Origin of the sequence: Paenibacillus sp. LPE1-1-1.1 (genome assembly GCF_040676435.1) — a bacterium.
Taxonomy (GTDB): Bacteria; Bacillota; Bacilli; order Paenibacillales; family Paenibacillaceae; genus Pristimantibacillus.
In genome coordinates this window covers 712,987-731,729 of sequence record NZ_JBEGHY010000001.1, presented here as the reverse complement: position 1 = coordinate 731,729, position 18,743 = coordinate 712,987, and the positions used below count along the sequence as shown (strand labels likewise).

14 protein-coding genes are annotated in these 18,743 nt (G+C 50.3%); 12 read left to right on the top strand and 2 right to left on the bottom strand.

All coding sequences use genetic code 11. The features are described 5' to 3' along the window. The first annotated feature begins 25 nt into the window (after window positions 1-25). The 6 genes from MRBLPE1_RS03465 to MRBLPE1_RS03440 all read left to right on the top strand — a co-directional run bounded on the left by MRBLPE1_RS03465 (window position 26) and on the right by MRBLPE1_RS03440 (window position 6,980). A complete protein-coding gene (locus MRBLPE1_RS03465) occupies window positions 26-1,645 on the top strand; it encodes an AraC family transcriptional regulator (RefSeq protein ID WP_364141546.1) in 1,620 nt (539 codons plus the stop codon). A gap of 147 nt (window positions 1,646-1,792) precedes the next feature. Beyond that, a complete protein-coding gene (locus MRBLPE1_RS03460; protein ID WP_364141543.1) occupies window positions 1,793-2,797 on the top strand; it encodes a FecCD family ABC transporter permease in 1,005 nt (334 codons plus the stop codon). Between the two features lies 1 nt (window position 2,798). Then, window positions 2,799-3,836, top strand: a complete 1,038-nt coding sequence (locus tag MRBLPE1_RS03455) for a FecCD family ABC transporter permease (RefSeq protein WP_364141541.1) — start codon at window positions 2,799-2,801, stop codon at window positions 3,834-3,836. Window position 3,837: 1 nt separating this feature from the next. Next, complete coding sequence (locus tag MRBLPE1_RS03450) at window positions 3,838-4,800, top strand: ABC transporter substrate-binding protein (RefSeq protein WP_364141538.1); 963 nt, start codon at window positions 3,838-3,840, stop codon at window positions 4,798-4,800. 189 nt (window positions 4,801-4,989) lie between these two features. Further along, on the top strand, window positions 4,990-6,069 hold the full coding sequence (locus tag MRBLPE1_RS03445) for an AI-2E family transporter (protein ID WP_364141535.1): 1,080 nt from the start codon (window positions 4,990-4,992) through the stop codon (window positions 6,067-6,069). A 95-nt stretch (window positions 6,070-6,164) separates the two neighbouring features. Continuing rightward, window positions 6,165-6,980: a uroporphyrinogen-III synthase gene (locus MRBLPE1_RS03440; protein WP_364141532.1), complete on the top strand. Its 816-nt coding sequence runs from the start codon at window positions 6,165-6,167 to the stop codon at window positions 6,978-6,980. Between the two features lie 180 nt (window positions 6,981-7,160). Here the strand turns inward: MRBLPE1_RS03440 and MRBLPE1_RS03435 are convergent, their stop codons facing one another. Continuing rightward, window positions 7,161-7,835: a GntR family transcriptional regulator gene (locus MRBLPE1_RS03435; protein WP_414698844.1), complete on the bottom strand. Its 675-nt coding sequence runs from the start codon at window positions 7,833-7,835 to the stop codon at window positions 7,161-7,163. Between the two features lie 198 nt (window positions 7,836-8,033). On the opposite strand from MRBLPE1_RS03435, the gene MRBLPE1_RS03430 reads away from it, so the two are divergent. Then, window positions 8,034-9,263, top strand: a complete 1,230-nt coding sequence (locus MRBLPE1_RS03430) for an MFS transporter (RefSeq protein ID WP_364141526.1) — start codon at window positions 8,034-8,036, stop codon at window positions 9,261-9,263. A gap of 349 nt (window positions 9,264-9,612) precedes the next feature. Here the strand turns inward: MRBLPE1_RS03430 and MRBLPE1_RS03425 are convergent, their stop codons facing one another. Continuing rightward, complete coding sequence (locus MRBLPE1_RS03425) at window positions 9,613-10,497, bottom strand: AraC family transcriptional regulator (RefSeq protein ID WP_364141523.1); 885 nt, start codon at window positions 10,495-10,497, stop codon at window positions 9,613-9,615. A 157-nt stretch (window positions 10,498-10,654) separates the two neighbouring features. Between MRBLPE1_RS03425 and MRBLPE1_RS03420 the strand changes: the two genes are divergently transcribed. From MRBLPE1_RS03420 to MRBLPE1_RS03400, 5 genes are all read left to right on the top strand, one after another. Next, a complete protein-coding gene (locus MRBLPE1_RS03420) occupies window positions 10,655-11,737 on the top strand; it encodes a Gfo/Idh/MocA family protein (protein ID WP_364141521.1) in 1,083 nt (360 codons plus the stop codon). A gap of 31 nt (window positions 11,738-11,768) precedes the next feature. Further along, on the top strand, window positions 11,769-12,605 hold the full coding sequence (locus MRBLPE1_RS03415; protein ID WP_364141518.1) for a sugar phosphate isomerase/epimerase family protein: 837 nt from the start codon (window positions 11,769-11,771) through the stop codon (window positions 12,603-12,605). A 235-nt stretch (window positions 12,606-12,840) separates the two neighbouring features. Beyond that, window positions 12,841-15,225: a glycoside hydrolase family 95 protein gene (locus tag MRBLPE1_RS03410; protein ID WP_364141515.1), complete on the top strand. Its 2,385-nt coding sequence runs from the start codon at window positions 12,841-12,843 to the stop codon at window positions 15,223-15,225. 5 nt (window positions 15,226-15,230) lie between these two features. Continuing rightward, window positions 15,231-18,062, top strand: a complete 2,832-nt coding sequence (locus tag MRBLPE1_RS03405) for a glycoside hydrolase family 3 C-terminal domain-containing protein (RefSeq protein WP_364141512.1) — start codon at window positions 15,231-15,233, stop codon at window positions 18,060-18,062. Between the two features lie 163 nt (window positions 18,063-18,225). After that, window positions 18,226-18,576 (top strand): hypothetical protein, encoded by a 351-nt coding sequence (locus MRBLPE1_RS03400; protein ID WP_364141509.1) that lies wholly within the window; start codon window positions 18,226-18,228, stop codon window positions 18,574-18,576. Window positions 18,577-18,743: the final 167 nt, after the last annotated feature.

Sequence of the window (18,743 nt, the reverse complement as noted above, 5' to 3'; positions counted from 1 at the left end):
GGTTAAGGAGAGGAGCGCGGCTGAAATGAGCACGCTTGATCATTATCAATTATTGCGCGATGTCATTTTTGAAATCGGACATGCGGGAACAGGAATAGAGAAGCCAGGCTGGGTTGACGGATACACGCCGTTAGCCCGGCATACTTTGCTTTATCTGGCCAAAGGCGAAGGGCATTTAACGATAAATGGACAATCTTGCATCTTGGAGCGGGACTCGCTGCATATGCTTGCCCCGGGAACGATTGCGGATATGGAGCTTTTGCCATTGCTTGGCACGGAGCTATATTGGGTAACATTTGATTGGTACCGCTTGACGGAACGAACGGAAGTGGGGAGATCCTATCGGCGCGAGCTTACTTTTCCGCTGAAAGGGAAGCTGCAAATGAACGGAAGTCTCTTCAAGCGTTATTTATATTTGCTGGCCGCTGCCGGGGAGAAAGACAGCGGGCAAAGCCACCTGCTTGCACAGCATTACTTGTCTGATTTGCTGAACGCGATGCTTAGGCATGCGGAGCCTGCCGACAATAACGAGATGGCAGACCGGCTAAGATTGACGGTTGATTATATGCAAAGCCATTACCGGGAAGCAATCAGAGTCAATAAGCTGGCTGAATTAGCGCGGCTTCATCCGTCTTATTATTCGCAAATCTTTAAGAGAACGATGGATAAAACGCCCGTGTCGTATTTAACCCATTTGCGCATGAACAAAGCGAAAGAGATGCTTCTGACAACCGATAAGCCGGTTAATGATATCGCTGCCGATGTGGGTTACGAGGATGAGTTTTATTTTAGCCGGCGATTTAAGGAAACAAACGGGTATTCTCCAACCATTTATACAAAGAAACAGGATTTGAACATCATTTCCCTTTCCTCGCCTTATACGGACCATCTTTATACCCTTGGCCTTCACCCTTGCGCAGCGCAGGTACATCGTTTTATGCCGCTCGTTACTAGGGAGCTTACACTGCCGAAGCATGCATCGGATCCTTGGGATATCAGCCGGCAGGCATTCAGCGATATGAAGCCTGATTTAATCCTCTGTAAGGACAATGTGTTGGCAAAAGCGAAAGCCCATATTAACGATATCGCTCCGATCATCCCGATTTCCTGGGCGAGCAAAGATATATATGCCCATCATCAAGAGATCGCTGAGCTGGTGGACAGGAAATCGTCATCGCTCCGCTGGATGGATAACCACGAACGGAGCTCAAAGCGTTTGCGAAAAAAAGTACAGGCGTTAATTGGTGATGCCTCCGTTGCCATATGCGTTTCCCGTAAAAATGATCTGAGAATGTACGGGACGAGGAATATCGGGCATGTATTTTACCGTTCGCTGCAGCTGGCCATGCCTGATCGGATTAGACAAGCGCAGGGAGCTCACGCAGCAGGAACAGGTTTCAATTGGATGTCTATTAAACCGGACGAAATCAAAGATTTTGAAGCGGATTATTTATTTATATCCTGCGAGACGGAATATGACCGCCGGCGAATTCTGCAATATATTCAAACAAATCCATACTGGATAAAGCATCCGGCTATTATAAGCGGTAAGCTTTTTTTTCTGGATTGGGCGAAGTGGATCGTGTATGCTCCGCACGGAATTAACCAACAATTAGAAGAGGTCGAGCGGCTGCTGCTCCTTTGACAGCAGCCGAAGTGTGTCCATCTTGGAATAATCCATGAATGATTCTTGAAATATGTCATGTACGGGTTATGAGGGGAAGTTATAATTAAATAATGATAATGATTATCAATATTATCAAATTGGGGGGATATCGAGATCTATAGAGAGATGAAACGGATGAAATCATGGGTGACCGGCGTTTGGTTCACGGCGGCCGGGGCCGTACTCTTGCTATCCATATTTTTGTCGGTATCCTTCGGGGCGAAGGAGCTAAGCATTGCTGTGGTTTGGGCTTCCGTCTTTCATTACAATCCGGATTTGACTGCCCATCAAATTATACAGGAATACAGGCTCCCGCGCGTGCTTGGCGCAGTCGTTACCGGCATGGCCTTTGCTGTTGCCGGCGCGCTAATGCAGGGCGTTACAAGAAACCCGATGGCGGATTCCGGCATTTTGGGCGTAAACGCGGGGGCAGCATTCGTCGTTGCGCTTTGTTTCGCTTTTTTGCCGAATCTAACCTATATGCAGCTTATACTCATGTCATTTGCCGGGGCTGCGCTCAGCACATTGCTCATTCTTTTGCTAGGATCGGCAACGCAAGGAGGAATGAATTCCATTAGGTTAACGATAGCGGGAGCCGTCCTTGCTGCGATTCTCCACTCCTTTAGCAGCGGGATTGCTATTTATTACGAGCTGAGCCAAGACCTCGCTTTTTGGTACGCCGGCGGGGTTGCGGGAGTGAAATGGGAGCAACTTAAGCTTCTTGCGCCCATTGTTCTGGCCGTAATTATTGGAATTTCGGCAATGGGAAGATCCATTTCTTTTTTGTCGCTTGGCGATGAGACGGCAGCAAGTCTCGGTATACATACGGGAAGGGTGAAAATGCTGGGAATGACGGCTGCGGTTATTCTTGCGGGAGCCTCGGTGGCCGTTGCGGGTTCAATCGGATTTGTTGGGCTTGTCGTGCCGCATATCGCCCGGCGCCTGATCGGCGTAGACTACCGGAAATTGATACCTTTCTCAGCCTTGCTTGGCGCGATCCTGCTCGTTTGGGCGGATTTTGCTTCTCGCATGGTTAATCCGCCGCGGGAATTTGCGATTGGCGCGATGGTTGCATTAGTAGGCGTGCCATTTTTTCTATATCTGGCCAGGCAAGAAAGGCGGGAGCTTTAGAATGGCTAGCTTGGAGCAAAAACGAGCAGCTAGAGCAATTCTCATAGGGATTGTTTTGATGGCGGTTGCCATCGTTGTTGTCATTGTGAGTTTAAATACCGGAACGATCCGATTGTCTCTTTCTGAAATTTGGAGGACGCTGCTTGGCGGCGGCACTGAAGACGAGAGGCTTGTGCTGTTTGAATATCGGCTGCCGCGTATCGTTGTTACTGCGCTTGCAGGCATCGGTCTTGGCATATCAGGAGCGGTTTTGCAGGGTATATCCCGCAATTCGCTTGCAGATCCGGGAATTCTGGGCATAAATGCAGGGGCGGCATTGGGTTTAATTATGTTTGTTACTTATTTTAGAACCATGGAAGGTCCTGCGGCGCTGCTTATTCCATTGTTTACCTTTGCCGGCGGGGCGGCTATATCGGTTCTTATATTTTTCCTTGCTTACGACCGGTTTAAAGGCTTGATTCCGATTCGTTTGCTATTAGTCGGCATTGCAGTGGAAGCAGGAGTCAGCGCATTTACGTTGTTTCTCTCGCTCCGGCTTGACGAGGATACGTATGCTTTCACAGCCCGTTGGCTTGCCGGAAGCGTATGGGGCAGGGAATGGGTGAATGCGGGGGCGCTGCTGCCGTGGATTGTTTTGCTTGTACCGATCATTTATATGCGTTCGCGCTCGCTCGATTTATTTGCCCTTGGTGATGAGACCGCATTAGGCGTCGGAAGCCAGGTCGGGCGAAGCCGCTTAGTTTTGGCAAGCTTTGCTGTTGCTTTGGCCTGCGCAAGCGTGTCGATGGCCGGGGGAATCGGTTTCATCGGTCTTATTGCGCCGCATGTTGCGAGGCGGCTGGCTGGGCCGCAGCATCGGCATTTTCTGCCGATCGCCGGTCTCGTTGGCCTTGTCATTCTTGTAACGGCAGATACCGTTGGCAGATCGCTTTTTCAGCCGAGTGCCATCCCGGCAGGCGTTGTCGTAGCGGCAATTGGAGGTCCGTTTTTTCTATATTTACTTTTGCACACAAAACCTAACACCCGGAGGAATCGTTAATATGACCAGAAAAATGGTTACTTTGTTTGCTGTACTAATGCTTATGGTTGTCCTTTCTGCATGCGGAAAGCCGTCAGCATCCAATCAATCGGAATCCGGCACGAACACGCCGTCGCAAGCCCCATCCGAAGCGCCTGCTGCCGAGGAAGGAGCAACCACCCATGATGCGAATGCGAGAATTGCATCGATGTCCATTCATATTACGAATAATCTGCTCGCACTCGGCATTAAGCCTGCAGGCTCGGTAGTTGGCGGCGATGTTAAGGATTTTCTGCCCCATGTCGCTGATCGGCTGCAAGGCTCTGCGAAGCTTGGCGTAGTCACCGATCCGGACATGGAATCCGTACTGGCGCTGAAGCCGGATGTTATTTATTTGGATGAGATTTATTCCGGCGACGATCAGGAAAAATTCGAGAAAATTGCGCCTGCGATCAGCATTGATATGGAGCAAGGCACTTGGCGAGACCATTTGACGCGGATTGCACAGCAGGTCGGCAAAGAGAAAGAAGCCGAGGCGTTCATTAAAGAATACGCAGCAAAAGCAGAGCGGGTAAAGGGTTTAATCAACGCGGAGCTGGGGGAAGACGCGAAGGTAATGGCTATTCGCATGACAGCCAAGGAGCTGAGAGTCATGGGAATGAAACGGCCGGTTGGACCTATCATGTTTGAGGATCTTGCTCTACATCCGGCGACAGGAGTAGAAAAAATAACGGAAGATCCTTATGCAGTCATCTCGCAAGAGGTGCTCCCGGACTTTGATGCGGATGCGATTTTCGTTATCATAAGCAAAGGGAACGAAGCGAAAGCCAAATTTGACGAGCTCGCGAAAAATTTGGTATGGCAAAATTTGAAGGCCGTGAAAAACAATCATGTCTATGTTTTGGACGGACAGAAGTGGCTCGATTACTCTTCTATCGGCCATAGTATGGCGCTTGATGATGCGGAAAAGCTGTTTGCGAAATAAGAAAAGGATCGCCTTAGGGAGCAGCCGTCCCTGATACGATCCTTTTTTTTTTGTGCCAAGGTTTCACCTTAGGCAGCAGCGGGTAAGAGGTGTGTAACCTATTTTTGGGGAGACGTTTGGTTCTTAGGGGGAATTACATTAAGCAGCGTAAATGAACCGCCCATCTAAAAAGGAGAAGAAGGTGATTAAATGGCCAGACATAATCGGTTTATCAGATGGTGTATTTCCATCATTTTAATACTGATCATTATTTATTTGGGATCGCGCGTCGATTTTATTTTCAAACCGGTGCTATCGCTTTTCAGCATGATTATCATTCCGCTTATGCTGGCGGGGTTTTTCTATTACTTGCTGCGTCCGCTCGTCAATATTATGGAACGGCGAAAAGTTAATCGAACTTTTGCGGTTTTACTTATTTATTTGGCCTTTGCCGCTATCTTTGTCGTCTTCAGTATAGGAGTATGGCCATCGCTTCGGACGCAATTGTTGAATTTGCTTGAAAACGCGCCTACGCTGTTCATCACCTTAAGCGAGCAGGTGGCAGAGCTGGAGCATAATAGTTTTATTTCATCCTTCCTGCCGGAGAACGCCAATCCGTTAACCAAGCTGACCGAATATTTAAACAAAGGCTTTACGCTGTTAACGGACTATTTCTCCGGCATGCTAACGTTCTTCTCTAATTTTGCGATTGCGCTCGTCACCTTTCCGATTCTTCTGTTCTACATGCTGAAGGAAGGCGGGAAGTTTGGCGAACAAATCGTCAGCTTTATTCCCAAGAGGTTTCGCAAGGACGGAACGGAAGTGATGGAGGATATCGATCATATGCTGAGCAGCTTTATAGTCGGCCGTGTCATTGTGAATCTGGCGCTAGGCGTATTCATGTATGTCGGCTTCCTTATCATCGACCTGCCATATGCGCTTTTGCTGACGGTTGTCGCAGTCATTTTGAACTTTATTCCTTTTATCGGATCATTCTTGTCTTCCGTACCCATCGTAATTATCGGATTCATCGAATCTCCTTCCATTGCCATCTGGTCGATTGTTATTATTACGTTATCCCAGCAGATTCAAGATAATTTAGTTGCGCCATACGTCTTCGGCAAGCAGCTTGATATCCATCCCATGACGACGATCGTGTTAGTGCTTGTCGGCGGAGACATTGCAGGCATTCTAGGAATTTTGCTAATTATTCCGGTTTATTTGATCTTAAAAATTGTATATTGCAGGGTGTATGAGATTTTTTTTAAGCAGCAATGGGAAAATGCCTGACATCTATCTGACATAAAGGATGCGTATTGCAGCTCCTTTTGGTATAATGACCTCGACTAAGGCAAATTTACCGAAAGTACGGTGGCTTGAATAATATGGGAATCAACGGATTACAGGGAAAACGGGTCGTTATTGCCGGATCGCGGAAAACGGATGAAATGGGCTTGATCATAGAGAAGCAGGGCGGAGTTCCTATCATTCGCTCCTTGCAGGGATTAACGATGTTTGAAGAGGAACAGCTGGAAAAACCGCTGCGCAGTTTCGCGGAGCTGGGCTCGGACTGGGTTATTTTGACGACGGGACTGGGTTCGGACAGTTTGGTTGCCGCCGCTGAGAAGCTGGGGCTCGGGCAAGATGTGCTTGCCCGGCTGTCCGAAGCGAAGATCGCGACAAGGGGGTATAAAACCTCAGCGTTTTTGAAGCGGAACGGGCTTAAGGCGGTCGTCAGCGATGATGACGGAACGATGCAGGGGCTCATAGAAAACCTATCTGACTATGATTTTTCCGGGCAGCGCGTTTGGATCCAGCTTCATGGCGAACCTGCGCCGGAGCTGGTAAGTTTTCTTGAAAGCAAAGGCGCGTCACAGGTGGAGTCGGTGCTGCCATATAGACATGTTCCGCCAAGCGAAGATACCTTGGCAACGCTTATGGAAGAGCTTGCGGAAGGATCCGTCGATACGGTGTGCTTTACAACGGCGGTTCAGGTGCATTATTTGTTCAGGCATGCGGTCGAAGCAGGCCGAATGGAGCAGCTGTTGGCATGCTTTGAGCAGCAGGTTGTCGCTGCCGCGGTAGGCAAGGTAACGGCTGAAGCGCTGAAGGAATACGGCGTCAAACGCATGGTTGTTCCGGAAATCGAAAGAATGGGTGCTTTGATCATAGAGATAGCACGTTATTTTGAGCGAGAATGAATGAGAGAGGACTGTCCATGCGGCAGCCAGCGCTCAGATCATTTCCAAGCTTTTCTCCAAACGAAATAGCTGTAATAAAGGGCGATGGCAGGATGCAAGTCATCGCGACAGCAAAAAAAGGGATCAAGCAGGCGCAGCCGCTGCTTGATCCCTTTTGTTTATGAACGATAAGCACAAGCTTTAAAGCGGGCGAAGCATTTTATCCAAATGCTCGAGCGGTCTTTCAAGGTTATGCTTCATTAATCGCGCAGCCGCTTCGGAATCACTCGCTTCAAGTGCCTTGATGATTGCTTCATGATCATCGACGGCTGCTTGGGACTCCCAATTCGGCCGCTTGATGAAGATATATTTATACCTTCTGATATGCATTTGCAGGGAGGAGCAAAAGGATGAGATATGGGGGTTATTCGCGATAAGCAAGATCGTTTCATGAAATTCCTCATCATATTCCATTGCTTCATAGAGCTGCTCGTTGTTCACATATTCGTTGAAGCTGGCATTGATTGCCCGAAGCTGGTCGATATGCTCCTGCTGCACATTTTGGGCTGCGAGCTCCGCAGCTAATGCTTGAAGCGCCGTAAGCGGAGCATACAGCTTGAGGATATCATCTTTCTCCAGCGTCGTTACGCGTGTTTCCTTGCCGGGAAAGGTTTGGATCAGCCCTTGGACCTCAAGCAGCTGAAACGCTTCTCTTATCGGCGTGCGGCTTACGCCAAGCGCCTCGGACAGCTCGGTATCGTTCAGCTTTTCTCCAGGCTGGAGCGTGCCGTCGATAATCCATTTTTGCAGCTGGCTCAAGGTTCGCTCTTTGGCAGATAGTCTGACAGGGGATGAATAGTCGGTTGGAATAGGCAGCGGAGACCCTCCTTATATGATGTGGTTATCTTATTAGCGAATTAGAAAATATATCAATATATAATATATCGCAGGGGAGACGGTGGACGCAAACGACCGGGCAAATGATATTTTGTTGCTTTTAACCGAAAATGGAAATATAATATGCGATATATTGCATATCACAAAATCATATCTATTCTGGAAGGAGCATTGTCCATGCCAAGCACCCAAGCTTCCCTTGCGGCGCCGCCGTCTGTTACGAAGACGATATACCCGTTATTGTTTGCGATTAGCTTCGTTCATTTAATTAATGACACGATTCAATCGGTCGTTCCTGCATTATTTCCGATCCTGAAGGATTCGCTATCCCTCACCTTCGCGCAAATCGGATTGATCTCGTTAATGATCAATATAACGGCAGCCATGCTGCAGCCTGTCATTGGCATTTTATCCGATTCGCATCCGAAGCCGATGCTGCTCCCAATCGGTATGCTGTTCACGTTGGGAGGCGTGGCGGCGCTTTCCTACGCTACACACTTCTGGATGGTGATGGCCGCGGTGATGCTGATCGGTATCGGTTCGGCGGTTTTCCATCCGGCATCCGCGCGCGTTTCGTATTTAGCTTCAGGCGTGAAAAAAGGAACGGGACAGTCCATTTTTCAATTTGGCGGAAATATCGGGCAGTCGCTTGCGCCCATCATGACGGCCGTACTGTTCGTGCATACGGGTCAGCGCGGGGTCATCTGGTTCGCTCTCGTCGTTTCGGTCGGGATCTTTATACAATTCAACGTGGCAAAATGGTACGGCAAACAGCTTGCGCTCGCACCCGCCGTTCAAAAAAAGGACGCGGCTAAGCCCGCCTCGAAACTTAACGTATCTGCGGGTAAGGTCGTCTTTGCGATTACGATCCTCATGATTCTTGTTTTTTCTAAAAATGTATACATCGCCGCGATCAGCAGCTATTATTCCTTTTACGCAATTGCCCATTTTGGCCTTTCCGTCAGCCTTGCGCAAATGGTGCTGTTCGTCTTTCTCGCCGCGAATGTCATCGGACTGCTGCTTGGCGGCGTGCTGGCGGATAAATTCAGCAGGCGCAGCTTAATCTGGTTTTCTATTTTAGGGACGGCGCCGTTTGCTCTGCTGCTTCCTTATGCGAACTTAACCTTTTCAGTCATTTTAATCTTCTGCGCGGGGCTAATATTGGCTTCTGCCTTCTCCGTCATTTTGGTTTATGCGAACGAGCTGCTTCCGGGCAGGGTCGGGCTTGTCTCGGGTGTGTTTTTCGGAATGGCATTTGGCCTTGCCGGAATTGGCTCTGCGATCCTCGGCAATTTGGCGGATGCCATGGGCATCGAGTTCGTTATCCGCTGCACCTCGTATTTGCCGCTGCTCGGCATGCTTACGATCCTGCTGCCTTCCGATCGGAAAGCCGAGGCACACAAGTAGCTCAAACGGTATATGGGAACCAAGGATTTATAAGCCGCTGGATGCGCAAGGCGAATAAGGTAAGGCAGGCTCCTTTAGACCAGAAGCCATAGGAGGACGTTTTTTCTCACTTGGACAATTTCCGCGTTGTCCCCGCACACATACAATAATGGTGTATAGCCTAATCGGTGCTGGAAGGGGAGTAGCGCTGTGAGTAAGCGGACTTTAATGGTGGTGTCGCTAGTCATTTACGTATTGCTAGCCATTATATTCGTGGTTTTGTCTATTTTCGATTAAACACATAACAGCGCAAGGGCTGCCACGCGAGTAGAAAAATCTACTTGGGGCAGCCCTTGTTTATGGAAGTAAGCTATTGTTGTACCAGCGTCTCCTGGCTAAGCTTCATTTTACGGTAATCCTTTGGAACGACGCCCTTTGTTTCGCGAAAAATACGTGAAAACGTTTTGTAGGAACCGTAGCCGACCTCGAGCGCGATTTCGGCGACACTCATATCCGTAGAAACAAGCAGGCTGCACGCATGCCGCAGGCGCAAATCATGGAGGAAATGAACAAAGGTCTGTCCCGTTGTCTGCTTAATTACCTCGCTGATCCGGGAAACGCTTAGGGAAAAGCGGCTTGCAAGGTCCGAAAGCGCAAGCTCGTCCTGATAATGGCGATGGATATAATGAATGATTGGCCAAATGGAGGCGCTTGACCTCGACGCATGCTTCGAGATGTCCGCTAGAGGCTCCTCTCTCCGGCGGTACCGGTCGAAGCAAACCAAGATTTCCTTTAGCTTTACCTGCAGCATCGTGCGGCGCCAAGGCTCTTTCCCCTCATACTCTTGGAACATCTCCTCGATCAACTGCTTCATCCGTTCATTGCCGGCGCCGCTTAGCTGAGCGAACGGAGGCAGCGTATTCTGGTCAATCAAATCCAATAAGCCCTCATCTTGGCCAGGCTCCATCAATAAATCCATGCTGAACATACAGTTATACAAGACCAAGGTGCTTCCGGGCTCCGTAAAGAGCTCATGCACCTGATAGGGCAATACGAATGTAAACGTGCCTGGCAGCATTTGATGCCTGGCATCATTGATAGATTCGGAGCCTCTGCCGTCGACGACATACGAGAATTCCAGAAAGTCATGACGGTGCGGACGAAAGCCGTGATAGAGCCGGTTCAAGCTGATGTGGAGAGGCGAAGAGGTATTCATATTTGGATACGTTTTCAGATAATCAGGTATGTAAGTCATGAATGGTTGATATCCTCCGAAAAACTGAGACATTTAACGAAAAACAAGCACGATTTCCAATCCCGTTTATTCTAACATAAATAACGAGATCGGGCGTTAGCAAAATCAATGCTTATAAAACGGACTTTGTCTTATAAAAAACGTAGGAGGAATCTTCATGTCTACAGAAAATAAAACAAGAATAGGTATTATCGGCGCGGGTAATATCGGCAATGTCCATGCAGGCGAATTTTCGAAGCTGGGCGATGATTGCGTCATTACGGCGGTAACCGATCTGGATTTGGCGCGTGCGGAGAAGCTGGCGAAGCAGTACGGCATTGAAAATGTAATCGCTACAAATGACGAACTGATCGCGCGTTCGGATATCGATGCAATTATTATTGGCGTACCTAACCAGTTTCATGCCCCGCTGGCCGTACAGGCGCTGGCTGCAGGCAAGCATGTGCTTTTGGAGAAGCCGATGGGCATCAACAGCGAAGCCGCACGCCAAATTTTGCATGCTGCCGAAGCATCGGACCGCGTGGTTATGGTTGCGCATCAAATGCGTTGGGAATCTATCGCGATGCAGATCAAAGAGCAAATCGAGCGGGGCGAGCTTGGGAAAATCTATTCGGCAAAAACCGGCTGGTTCCGCCGCAAAGGCATCCCGGGCTGGGGCACATGGTTTACGCAAACGGAGCAATCCGGCGGCGGCCCGCTAATCGACATCGGTGTTCACATGCTTGACCTTGCGCTGTACTTAATGGGCAATCCTAAGCCGGTTTCGGTTTATGGCTCAACCTATGCAGAATTTGGTCCAAACCGCAAAGGCATCGGCACATGGGGTACGCCGGATTGGGACGGGACTTATGATGTGGAAGATTTGGCAACCGCGCTAATTAAAATGGAAGACGGCAGCACGCTGTCGCTGGAAGTTAGCTGGGCTGTACATATAGATACGGACAATTCCCCGTTCATCCATGTCATGGGTTCCGAAGGAGGAGCCAGCTACCGCGGTTCCGAAGGCAAGCTGCTTACTGAAAAATTCGACCGTCCTATTGAAAGCGTGTTGAGCAAACCGGATAATGACGAGGGAGAGCGCGCGCGTTTGAGCCGCCACTTCCTGGCGTGCATCCGTGAAGGCAAACAGCCGATTACTTCCGTGCTGTCAGGCTTTACGAACAACCTGGTGCTTGATGCCATTTACGAATCATCCCGCACGGGCAATGAAGTAAAGCTGGATTGGAATTTAAAGCAATAATATTCGATATGAAATTAGAGGAGGACATGAAATGCTGAGAGGTTTAACCGGCGCAGGGCTTGGACGCATTGAGAGCGATGAGCGCCTCATCGAGCTTGCTGGCGCATACGGCTTCCAAGCCGTGGATTTAGATGCGGGATCGCTAATCGAACGCCATGGCGTGGAGAAAGCACGCGAGCTTCTAGCGAACAACGGCTTGGTGATCGGATCGATCGGACTGCCTGTTGAATGGAGAACGACCGAAGAGGCTTTTCTCGAAGGTTTAGAGAAGCTGGCAAGCGCTGCTGCGGCAGCGGCGGCTCTAGGCTGCACAAGCTGCTGCACTTATATCCTGCCGTCAACGGATTTGAAAGCAGCGCGTTTCATGGCGCTCGCCACGCGCAGGCTGCGTACCTGTGCGCAAATATTAGGGGCTTACGGCATTCGGCTGGGGCTGGAGTTCGTTGGACCCCATCATTTGCGCACTCGCTGGGCGAACCCGTTTATTTGGACGCTTGAGGAGACGCTGGAGTGGATTGACGCGATTGGCGAGAGCAATGTCGGCTTGTTGTTCGATGCTTATCATTGGTATACGAACGAGTTGACTACTGCGGATATTGAAGCGCTCCGCGCCGATCAAATCGTGCATGTGCATATTAATGACGCGCCAAATGTTCCTGTGGAAGAAGCGCTCGATAATGGCCGAATCTATCCTGGCGAAGGGGTTATTGATTTGGCGGGATTCCTGCAGTCGCTTGCGAAAATCGGCTACAAAGGAGCCGTATCGCAGGAGATTTTAACGGCTGAAGCGCCAGCGCAATCACCGGAGGAGCTCATTCAGCGCTCCAAAGCCGGATTTGACAAGGTATTCGGAGCAGCTGGCTTGTAAAGGTATAATCGGTTTTCTCCATTCTCGATCGAAATCGTTGTAGGCATCGGCAGGTGCTTGCAACGATTTTTTTGTTCTTCGGTCTTTTTGCGTTCCTGCACCGGACAAGCGCTAATTTCCATATGAATTTTTATGAAATCTGATGGGTACTGTACGAGAGGTATATTCCGTTATGATGGATAATAAGCGTTTTTTTATTTTATTAAGTCGAGAGAGATAACAGGAGACCAACAATATGAGCTATGGGTCAGAGCAAGGACATCCGTTGAACCTTTGGTATAAGCAGCCGGCTTCCCGGTGGGAAGAAGCGCTGCCGGTCGGCAATGGCCGAATGGGCGGCATGGTATTTGGCGGCGTGGATAAGGAACGCGTTCAATTAAATGAAGATACGTTGTGGTCGGGCTTTCCGCGCGATACGAACAATTACGAGGCATTGCGCTATTTAAAGCGCTCACGGGAATTAATCAAGGAAAAACGATTCGTTGAAGCAGAGCAGCTTATAGAAGCGAAAATGCTTGGGACGAATACGGAATCCTACCAGCCTATGGGCGATTGGTACGTTGAGCAGCATTTTTCTGCAAATAATAGTCGGCCGGAAGATTATGTCCGCAGGCTTGATATTGACTCAGGGATCGCTTCTACGCGGTTTCAAGTCGGGCAAACGGAATTTATGCGCGAGATATTCATAAGCGCGGTCGATCAGGTGATGTGCGCCAGATATGAAGCGAACGGCGATCAGAGGCTGGAGCTTACGGCTTCGCTGCAAGCATCGGTACAGTACACTCTTTCTTCTGCGTCAGGCGGGGCGATCGTCCTGCACGGACGCTGTCCGAGCCATGTGGCTGACAATTACTGGGGCGACCATCCAAGAGCGGTGCAGTATGAGGACAACCGAGGCATTACTTTTCAGGCCAAGCTGCAGGTCATCGTTGACGGCGGTCATGTAACGATTAGCGAAGATAACCAACTTAAGATTCAGGGCGCCCGTACGGCTGCTTTTCTGCTCAGCGCAGCGACGAGCTTCGAGAAATTCGATCAACCGCCGATCAAGAGCGAGGCAGAGTTAAGCGAGAGAAATAACAAGGTGATTACTGCGGCATTGAGTTACACCTATGATCAGCTGCGAGAGAGGCATATTCGGGATCACCGCGAATTATTTCAGCGGGTCAGCATCGATTTAGGTCAAACTCCGAATGCGCTGTTACCGACAGACGAGCGTCTTGAAGCGTATAAGCGCGGCGAGCAGGATCCCCAGCTTGAAGCTTTGTATTTCCAATATGGCCGATATTTGCTCATGGCCAGCTCCCGTCCCGGCACACAGCCGGCCAATCTGCAGGGAATATGGAATGACCGGGTGCAGCCGCCGTGGAACAGCGATTATACAACAAATATAAATACGCAAATGAATTATTGGCCTGCCGAGCTGGCTAACTTGAGCGAATGCCATGAGCCTTTGCTTAAGCTGATCGACGAGCTTAGCGAGACCGGCGCACGCACGGCAGCCATTCATTACGATAGCGCGGGATGGGTAGCGCATCACAATGTCGATCTTTGGCGGACATCGACACCGACCGCAGGCCATCCGAGCTGGGCCTTCTGGCCGCTGGGCGGCGTTTGGCTGACGCAGCATTTGTGGGAGCATTATTTATATAATCCGAATGAAGCTTTCTTAAGGGAGAAAGCTTATCCCCTCATGAAGGGAGCGGCGTTATTTTGTTTGGATTGGCTGCAGGAAAACGAAGACGGACAACTGATGACGTCGCCTTCCACGTCGCCTGAGAACAAGTTTTTGACTTCGCAGGGCGAGGCAAGCAGCGTAGCGGAATCGTCTGCCATGGATATTACCTTAATCGGTGAGCTGTTTGATCACTGCCTCATCGCGGCGGGGCTGCTGCAGCTGGATGATTCCTTTGTTCAGCGGCTGGAAGAGGCAAAGCGCAAGCTTCCTCCGCTGCAGATTTCTCCAAACGGTTTATTGCAGGAATGGCATGAGCATTTCGAAGAGCATGAGCCCGGGCATCGCCATGTCTCGCATCTGTTCGGTTTATATCCGGGTACGACCATTAATTCAAAAGCGACGCCGGAGCTCGTGGAAGCAAGCAGGCTGTCGCTGGAAAGCCGGATACGGAGCGGGGGAGGCCATACGGGCTGGAGCTGTTCGTGGCTCATTAACCTCTACGCGCGGCTTCAGGATTCAGAGTCCTCGTATCGCTTTATTCATACGCTGCTCGCGCGCTCGACGCATCCGAATTTGTTCGATGACCATCCGCCGTTTCAAATTGACGGCAATTTTGGCGGAACGGCCGGTATCGCCGAGCTGCTGCTGCAAAGCCATTTGGACAGCATCGAGCTTCTGCCGGCGCTGCCTGCAGCTTGGCCGAGCGGTTCTGTCAAAGGCATCAAGGCAAGAGGGGGTTTTGTCGTTGAGATCGGATGGGCTGACGGAAAGCTGGCAGGAGGCCGGATTTATTCCACCCATGGATCGGTATGCAGACTTCATTCCAAAGAAGCTATCCGAATTCAAGCCGCGGATGGCACCGTCATTGACGGGTCCAAGCCGTTCAAGACCGCTGTTAACGAATGGTACAGCATCATACCTGCAACTATAGAAGGGGAGTAACCTTAATGACAACGAATACGCATTTCCCATTTCAAAATACAGAGCTGCCGCTGGAAGAACGGGTAACCGACCTCGTTTCCCGGTTCACGCTCGATGAGAAAATCGATTCCATGGTCCAGTATCAGCCTGAAATCGAACGGTTAGGCGTAAAGCCTTACAAGCACGGAACGGAAGCTGCACACGGCATGGCTTGGCTGGGCGAAGCGACGACGTTCCCGCAGCCGATCGGGCTGGGCTGTACTTGGAATCCCGTGCTGCTCAAAGAGGTAGGCTCCGTTATCGGCGATGAGGCGCGCGTCTATTTTCAGCGCAACCCTGCCATTAACGGCTTGACCCTTTGGGCGCCGACCGTTGATATGGAGCGTGATCCGCGCTGGGGACGGACGGAGGAAGCATACGGGGAGGATCCGAAGCTGACTGGCGAGCTGACGGCATCGCTCGTGCAAGGCATTCAAGGCGATCATCCGCTTTATTTCAAAGCCGTAGCTACCTTGAAGCATTTTATCGGCAATAATAATGAAATCAATCGCGGCAGCTGCTCGGCAAGCATTGACCCGCGCAATATGAAGGAATATTACCAAGCCGCGTTTAAGCCTGCTTTCGTTAAGGGCGGCGCGCATTCCATGATGACCTCGTACAATTCGGTTAACGGCACGCCGACGATTTTGCATGAAGACGTGAACAAAGTGGTAAAAGAAGAATGGGGCATGAACGGATTCATCGTAAGCGATGCGGGTGATCTTCTCGGAATCGTCAACGATCATAAATATTATGAATCCTATAAAGATGCCGTTGCGCATTCCATCAAAGCGGGAATCGACAGCATTACCGATGACAAGGAAAAATCATGCGCCGCCATTCGCGAGGCTTTGGCCGAAGGGCTGCTGACGGAGCAGGATTTGGACAAAGCGCTCATCAACACATTCCGCGTTCGCTTCCGCCTTGGCGAATTCGATCCGGCCGACCAGAATCCATACGCGAATATGCCGGAATCGAAGCTTTGCGCCCCTGAGCATGGCGAGCTGTCGCTGCAGGCTGCACGCGAGTCCATCGTATTGCTGAAGAATGAGAATAAGACTTTGCCTTTGGACAAAGAGAAGCTAAATCACGTAGCCGTAATCGGACCGCTTGCCGACGTTGTTTACCGTGACTGGTATTCCGGTTCTCTTCCGTATAAAGTCACACCGCTTGAAGGCATCCAAAGCAAGCTGGCCGGTAAAACGGTCTCTTACAGCAGCGGAAATGACCGCGTCGTATTGAAATCAGCGGCTAACGGCAAAGCGCTTAGCGCTTCAGCTGACAACGAAAGCCGTCTGCAGGCGGGCGGTTCGGATGTAGCAGGAGAAACGTTCGAGGTATCCGATTGGGGCTGGGGAAGCTTTACGCTAGAAAGCAAGACGAATGGCAAGCTGCTGACAAGCGCTGATGACGTGAATATCGCTGCGGCAGCGAGCGAAGCCTTCGGTTGGTATGTGAAGGAAGTATTTAAGCTGGATGAGCAATCCGATAATCAATTCGCGATTCGCACATGGAACGGCAGACTGGTTACTGCTCCGAGCGGCGGCGCGGATTCGCTTCAAGTGACGGAGGCTGCGGAAATCGGAGCAACCGAGCTGTTTACGAAAGACGTGATAGCGGATGGTATCGCTGAGGCGGTAGCCGCAGCCAAGGTAGCGGAAACGGCGATCGTCGTCGTGGGCAATAATCCGCTAATTAACGGCAAGGAAGAAATTGACCGTCCGAGCCTTGATCTTGCCGCTTCTCAAAATGAATTGATCAGCGCAGTGTACGCCGCGAATCCGAATACGGTCGTTGTCGTAATCGGCAGTTATCCGTTTACGCTGAATGCGGTTAATGAGCAAATTCCGGCGATTATCTATTTGTCTCATGCGGGGCAGGAGCTTGGCAACGCCATCGCAGACGTTCTATTCGGCGATTACTCCCCTGCGGGACGCCTGAATATGACCTGGTACAAATCGGAGGAGCAGCTGACGGATCTGATGGATTATGATATTTTGAAGGGGAAAAGGACGTATTTGTATTTTGACGGAGAGCCTTTGTATCCGTTTGGCTATGGTCTCAGCTATGCTTCTTTCCAGTATAGTGCGCTGGAGATTACAAACGATGCCGTGAGCATTGACGGAAGCGTAACGGTTCAGCTTCAGGTGACGAACACGTCCGGCTTGAAAGCCGATGAGGTTGTTCAGTTGTATGTCCGTACGGAAGGTTCGAGAGTGGCGCGTCCGTTGAAGAAGCTGGTCGGCTTTACGCGCATTACGCTGCAGCCGGGCGAGACGAAGGATGTTCAGCTCATCGTTCCCGCGGAAGAGCTGGCCCTTTGGGATGTCACGCGTGACCGCTTCTGCCTGGAAGCTGCGGAGTACACGTTCAGCGCAGGCAGTTCCTCCGCTGACGTGAAAGCTTCTGCCTCCATTCGAATCGATGGCGAGATTATCCCGGCGCGCAATCTATCCGAGCAGACCCGTGCAGAAAATTATGACGATTACGCCAATGTTTATTTGGATGAGAGCAAGGAAGGCGGCACGGCGGTACGGCTGTCGCAGGCGGAAGGCTGGATCAAATTCGCCGACGTTGATTGGTCGAACGGATCCGCCGTATTCGAAGCCCGCGTTAGCGGCGGTGAACAAGGCGGCGAGCTAACCATTCGAATCGGCGGATTGGATTCGGCGGTTATCGGCTCTTGCCCGGTTGATGCGAGCGGGGAGCAAGAGTGGCAAAACGTTCGAATCGAACTGCCGGACGCGAAGTCCGAGGGAGATTTGGTTATCGGCTTAAAGGGAAGCGTGAAACTTAGCGGATTCCGCATCCAAGAATAGAATAGATCCAGGCGACGAGCGGAGCTGTGCCATAGGCCGAAAGAGGCCATTGGCACAGCTTCGTTTTTTTGCTTTTTCCGCATGTTAGGCCGCGGTTGCTTTTTTAGGAAGCCTTCTTTATCCTTAAAAGGAGCAATTACCACCGGCAGAGGAGCTTAACGTCGTGAAAAATGGAATCGTAATCAACTTATACAAGGACTGGATCGATACGGTAAAAGAAATATTCCGGGGCTCGGGCCACCCTTTTCCGGAGGGAGTCAGCGACAGGGAGGCAGACCTCGCGTATTTCATGCAAACCGCGCAATCGGCGGAGGAGGCGGAATCGCAGCTAGAGCAGAATAAAGAGCGTCTCGATTCGCTCCAGCAGATCATTTTGGAAAATTTCCAATCGGTGATCCTCCCGGATATTCGCAGCAAAACAAGCTATTCAGGCGATGATTTTGTATTTAAGTGGGTTTACAACAAAGGCGAGCATATCGTCGAACAGCTTTCGTCTTACCGTATTCCGCTCTAATCAGAGCGGTTTTTTTTAATAAAGTGAAATTGCGGACAGTAATGTCTAATTTTTATATGATAAAATAACGAATAAGCCATGTATGAATGCAACTATACCCGCTTTATAATATAGGATGCTTCAAACTGAGATTAAAAAAGTAAACGCTTTCCTTGGTGAAGGAGGAG

What these genes read in the sequence shown, in the direction of transcription:
- MRBLPE1_RS03465 (WP_364141546.1), top strand. Translation starts at nt 26, where the DNA reads ATGAGCACGCTTGATCATTATCAATTATTGCGCGATGTCATTTTTGAA.
- MRBLPE1_RS03460 (WP_364141543.1), top strand. Translation starts at nt 1,793, where the DNA reads ATGAAACGGATGAAATCATGGGTGACCGGCGTTTGGTTCACGGCGGCC.
- MRBLPE1_RS03455 (WP_364141541.1), top strand. Translation starts at nt 2,799, where the DNA reads ATGGCTAGCTTGGAGCAAAAACGAGCAGCTAGAGCAATTCTCATAGGG.
- MRBLPE1_RS03450 (WP_364141538.1), top strand. Translation starts at nt 3,838, where the DNA reads ATGACCAGAAAAATGGTTACTTTGTTTGCTGTACTAATGCTTATGGTT.
- MRBLPE1_RS03445 (WP_364141535.1), top strand. Translation starts at nt 4,990, where the DNA reads ATGGCCAGACATAATCGGTTTATCAGATGGTGTATTTCCATCATTTTA.
- MRBLPE1_RS03440 (WP_364141532.1), top strand. Translation starts at nt 6,165, where the DNA reads ATGGGAATCAACGGATTACAGGGAAAACGGGTCGTTATTGCCGGATCG.
- MRBLPE1_RS03430 (WP_364141526.1), top strand. Translation starts at nt 8,034, where the DNA reads ATGCCAAGCACCCAAGCTTCCCTTGCGGCGCCGCCGTCTGTTACGAAG.
- MRBLPE1_RS03425 (WP_364141523.1), bottom strand. Translation starts at nt 10,497, where the DNA reads ATGACTTACATACCTGATTATCTGAAAACGTATCCAAATATGAATACC.
- MRBLPE1_RS03420 (WP_364141521.1), top strand. Translation starts at nt 10,655, where the DNA reads ATGTCTACAGAAAATAAAACAAGAATAGGTATTATCGGCGCGGGTAAT.
- MRBLPE1_RS03415 (WP_364141518.1), top strand. Translation starts at nt 11,769, where the DNA reads ATGCTGAGAGGTTTAACCGGCGCAGGGCTTGGACGCATTGAGAGCGAT.
- MRBLPE1_RS03410 (WP_364141515.1), top strand. Translation starts at nt 12,841, where the DNA reads ATGAGCTATGGGTCAGAGCAAGGACATCCGTTGAACCTTTGGTATAAG.
- MRBLPE1_RS03405 (WP_364141512.1), top strand. Translation starts at nt 15,231, where the DNA reads ATGACAACGAATACGCATTTCCCATTTCAAAATACAGAGCTGCCGCTG.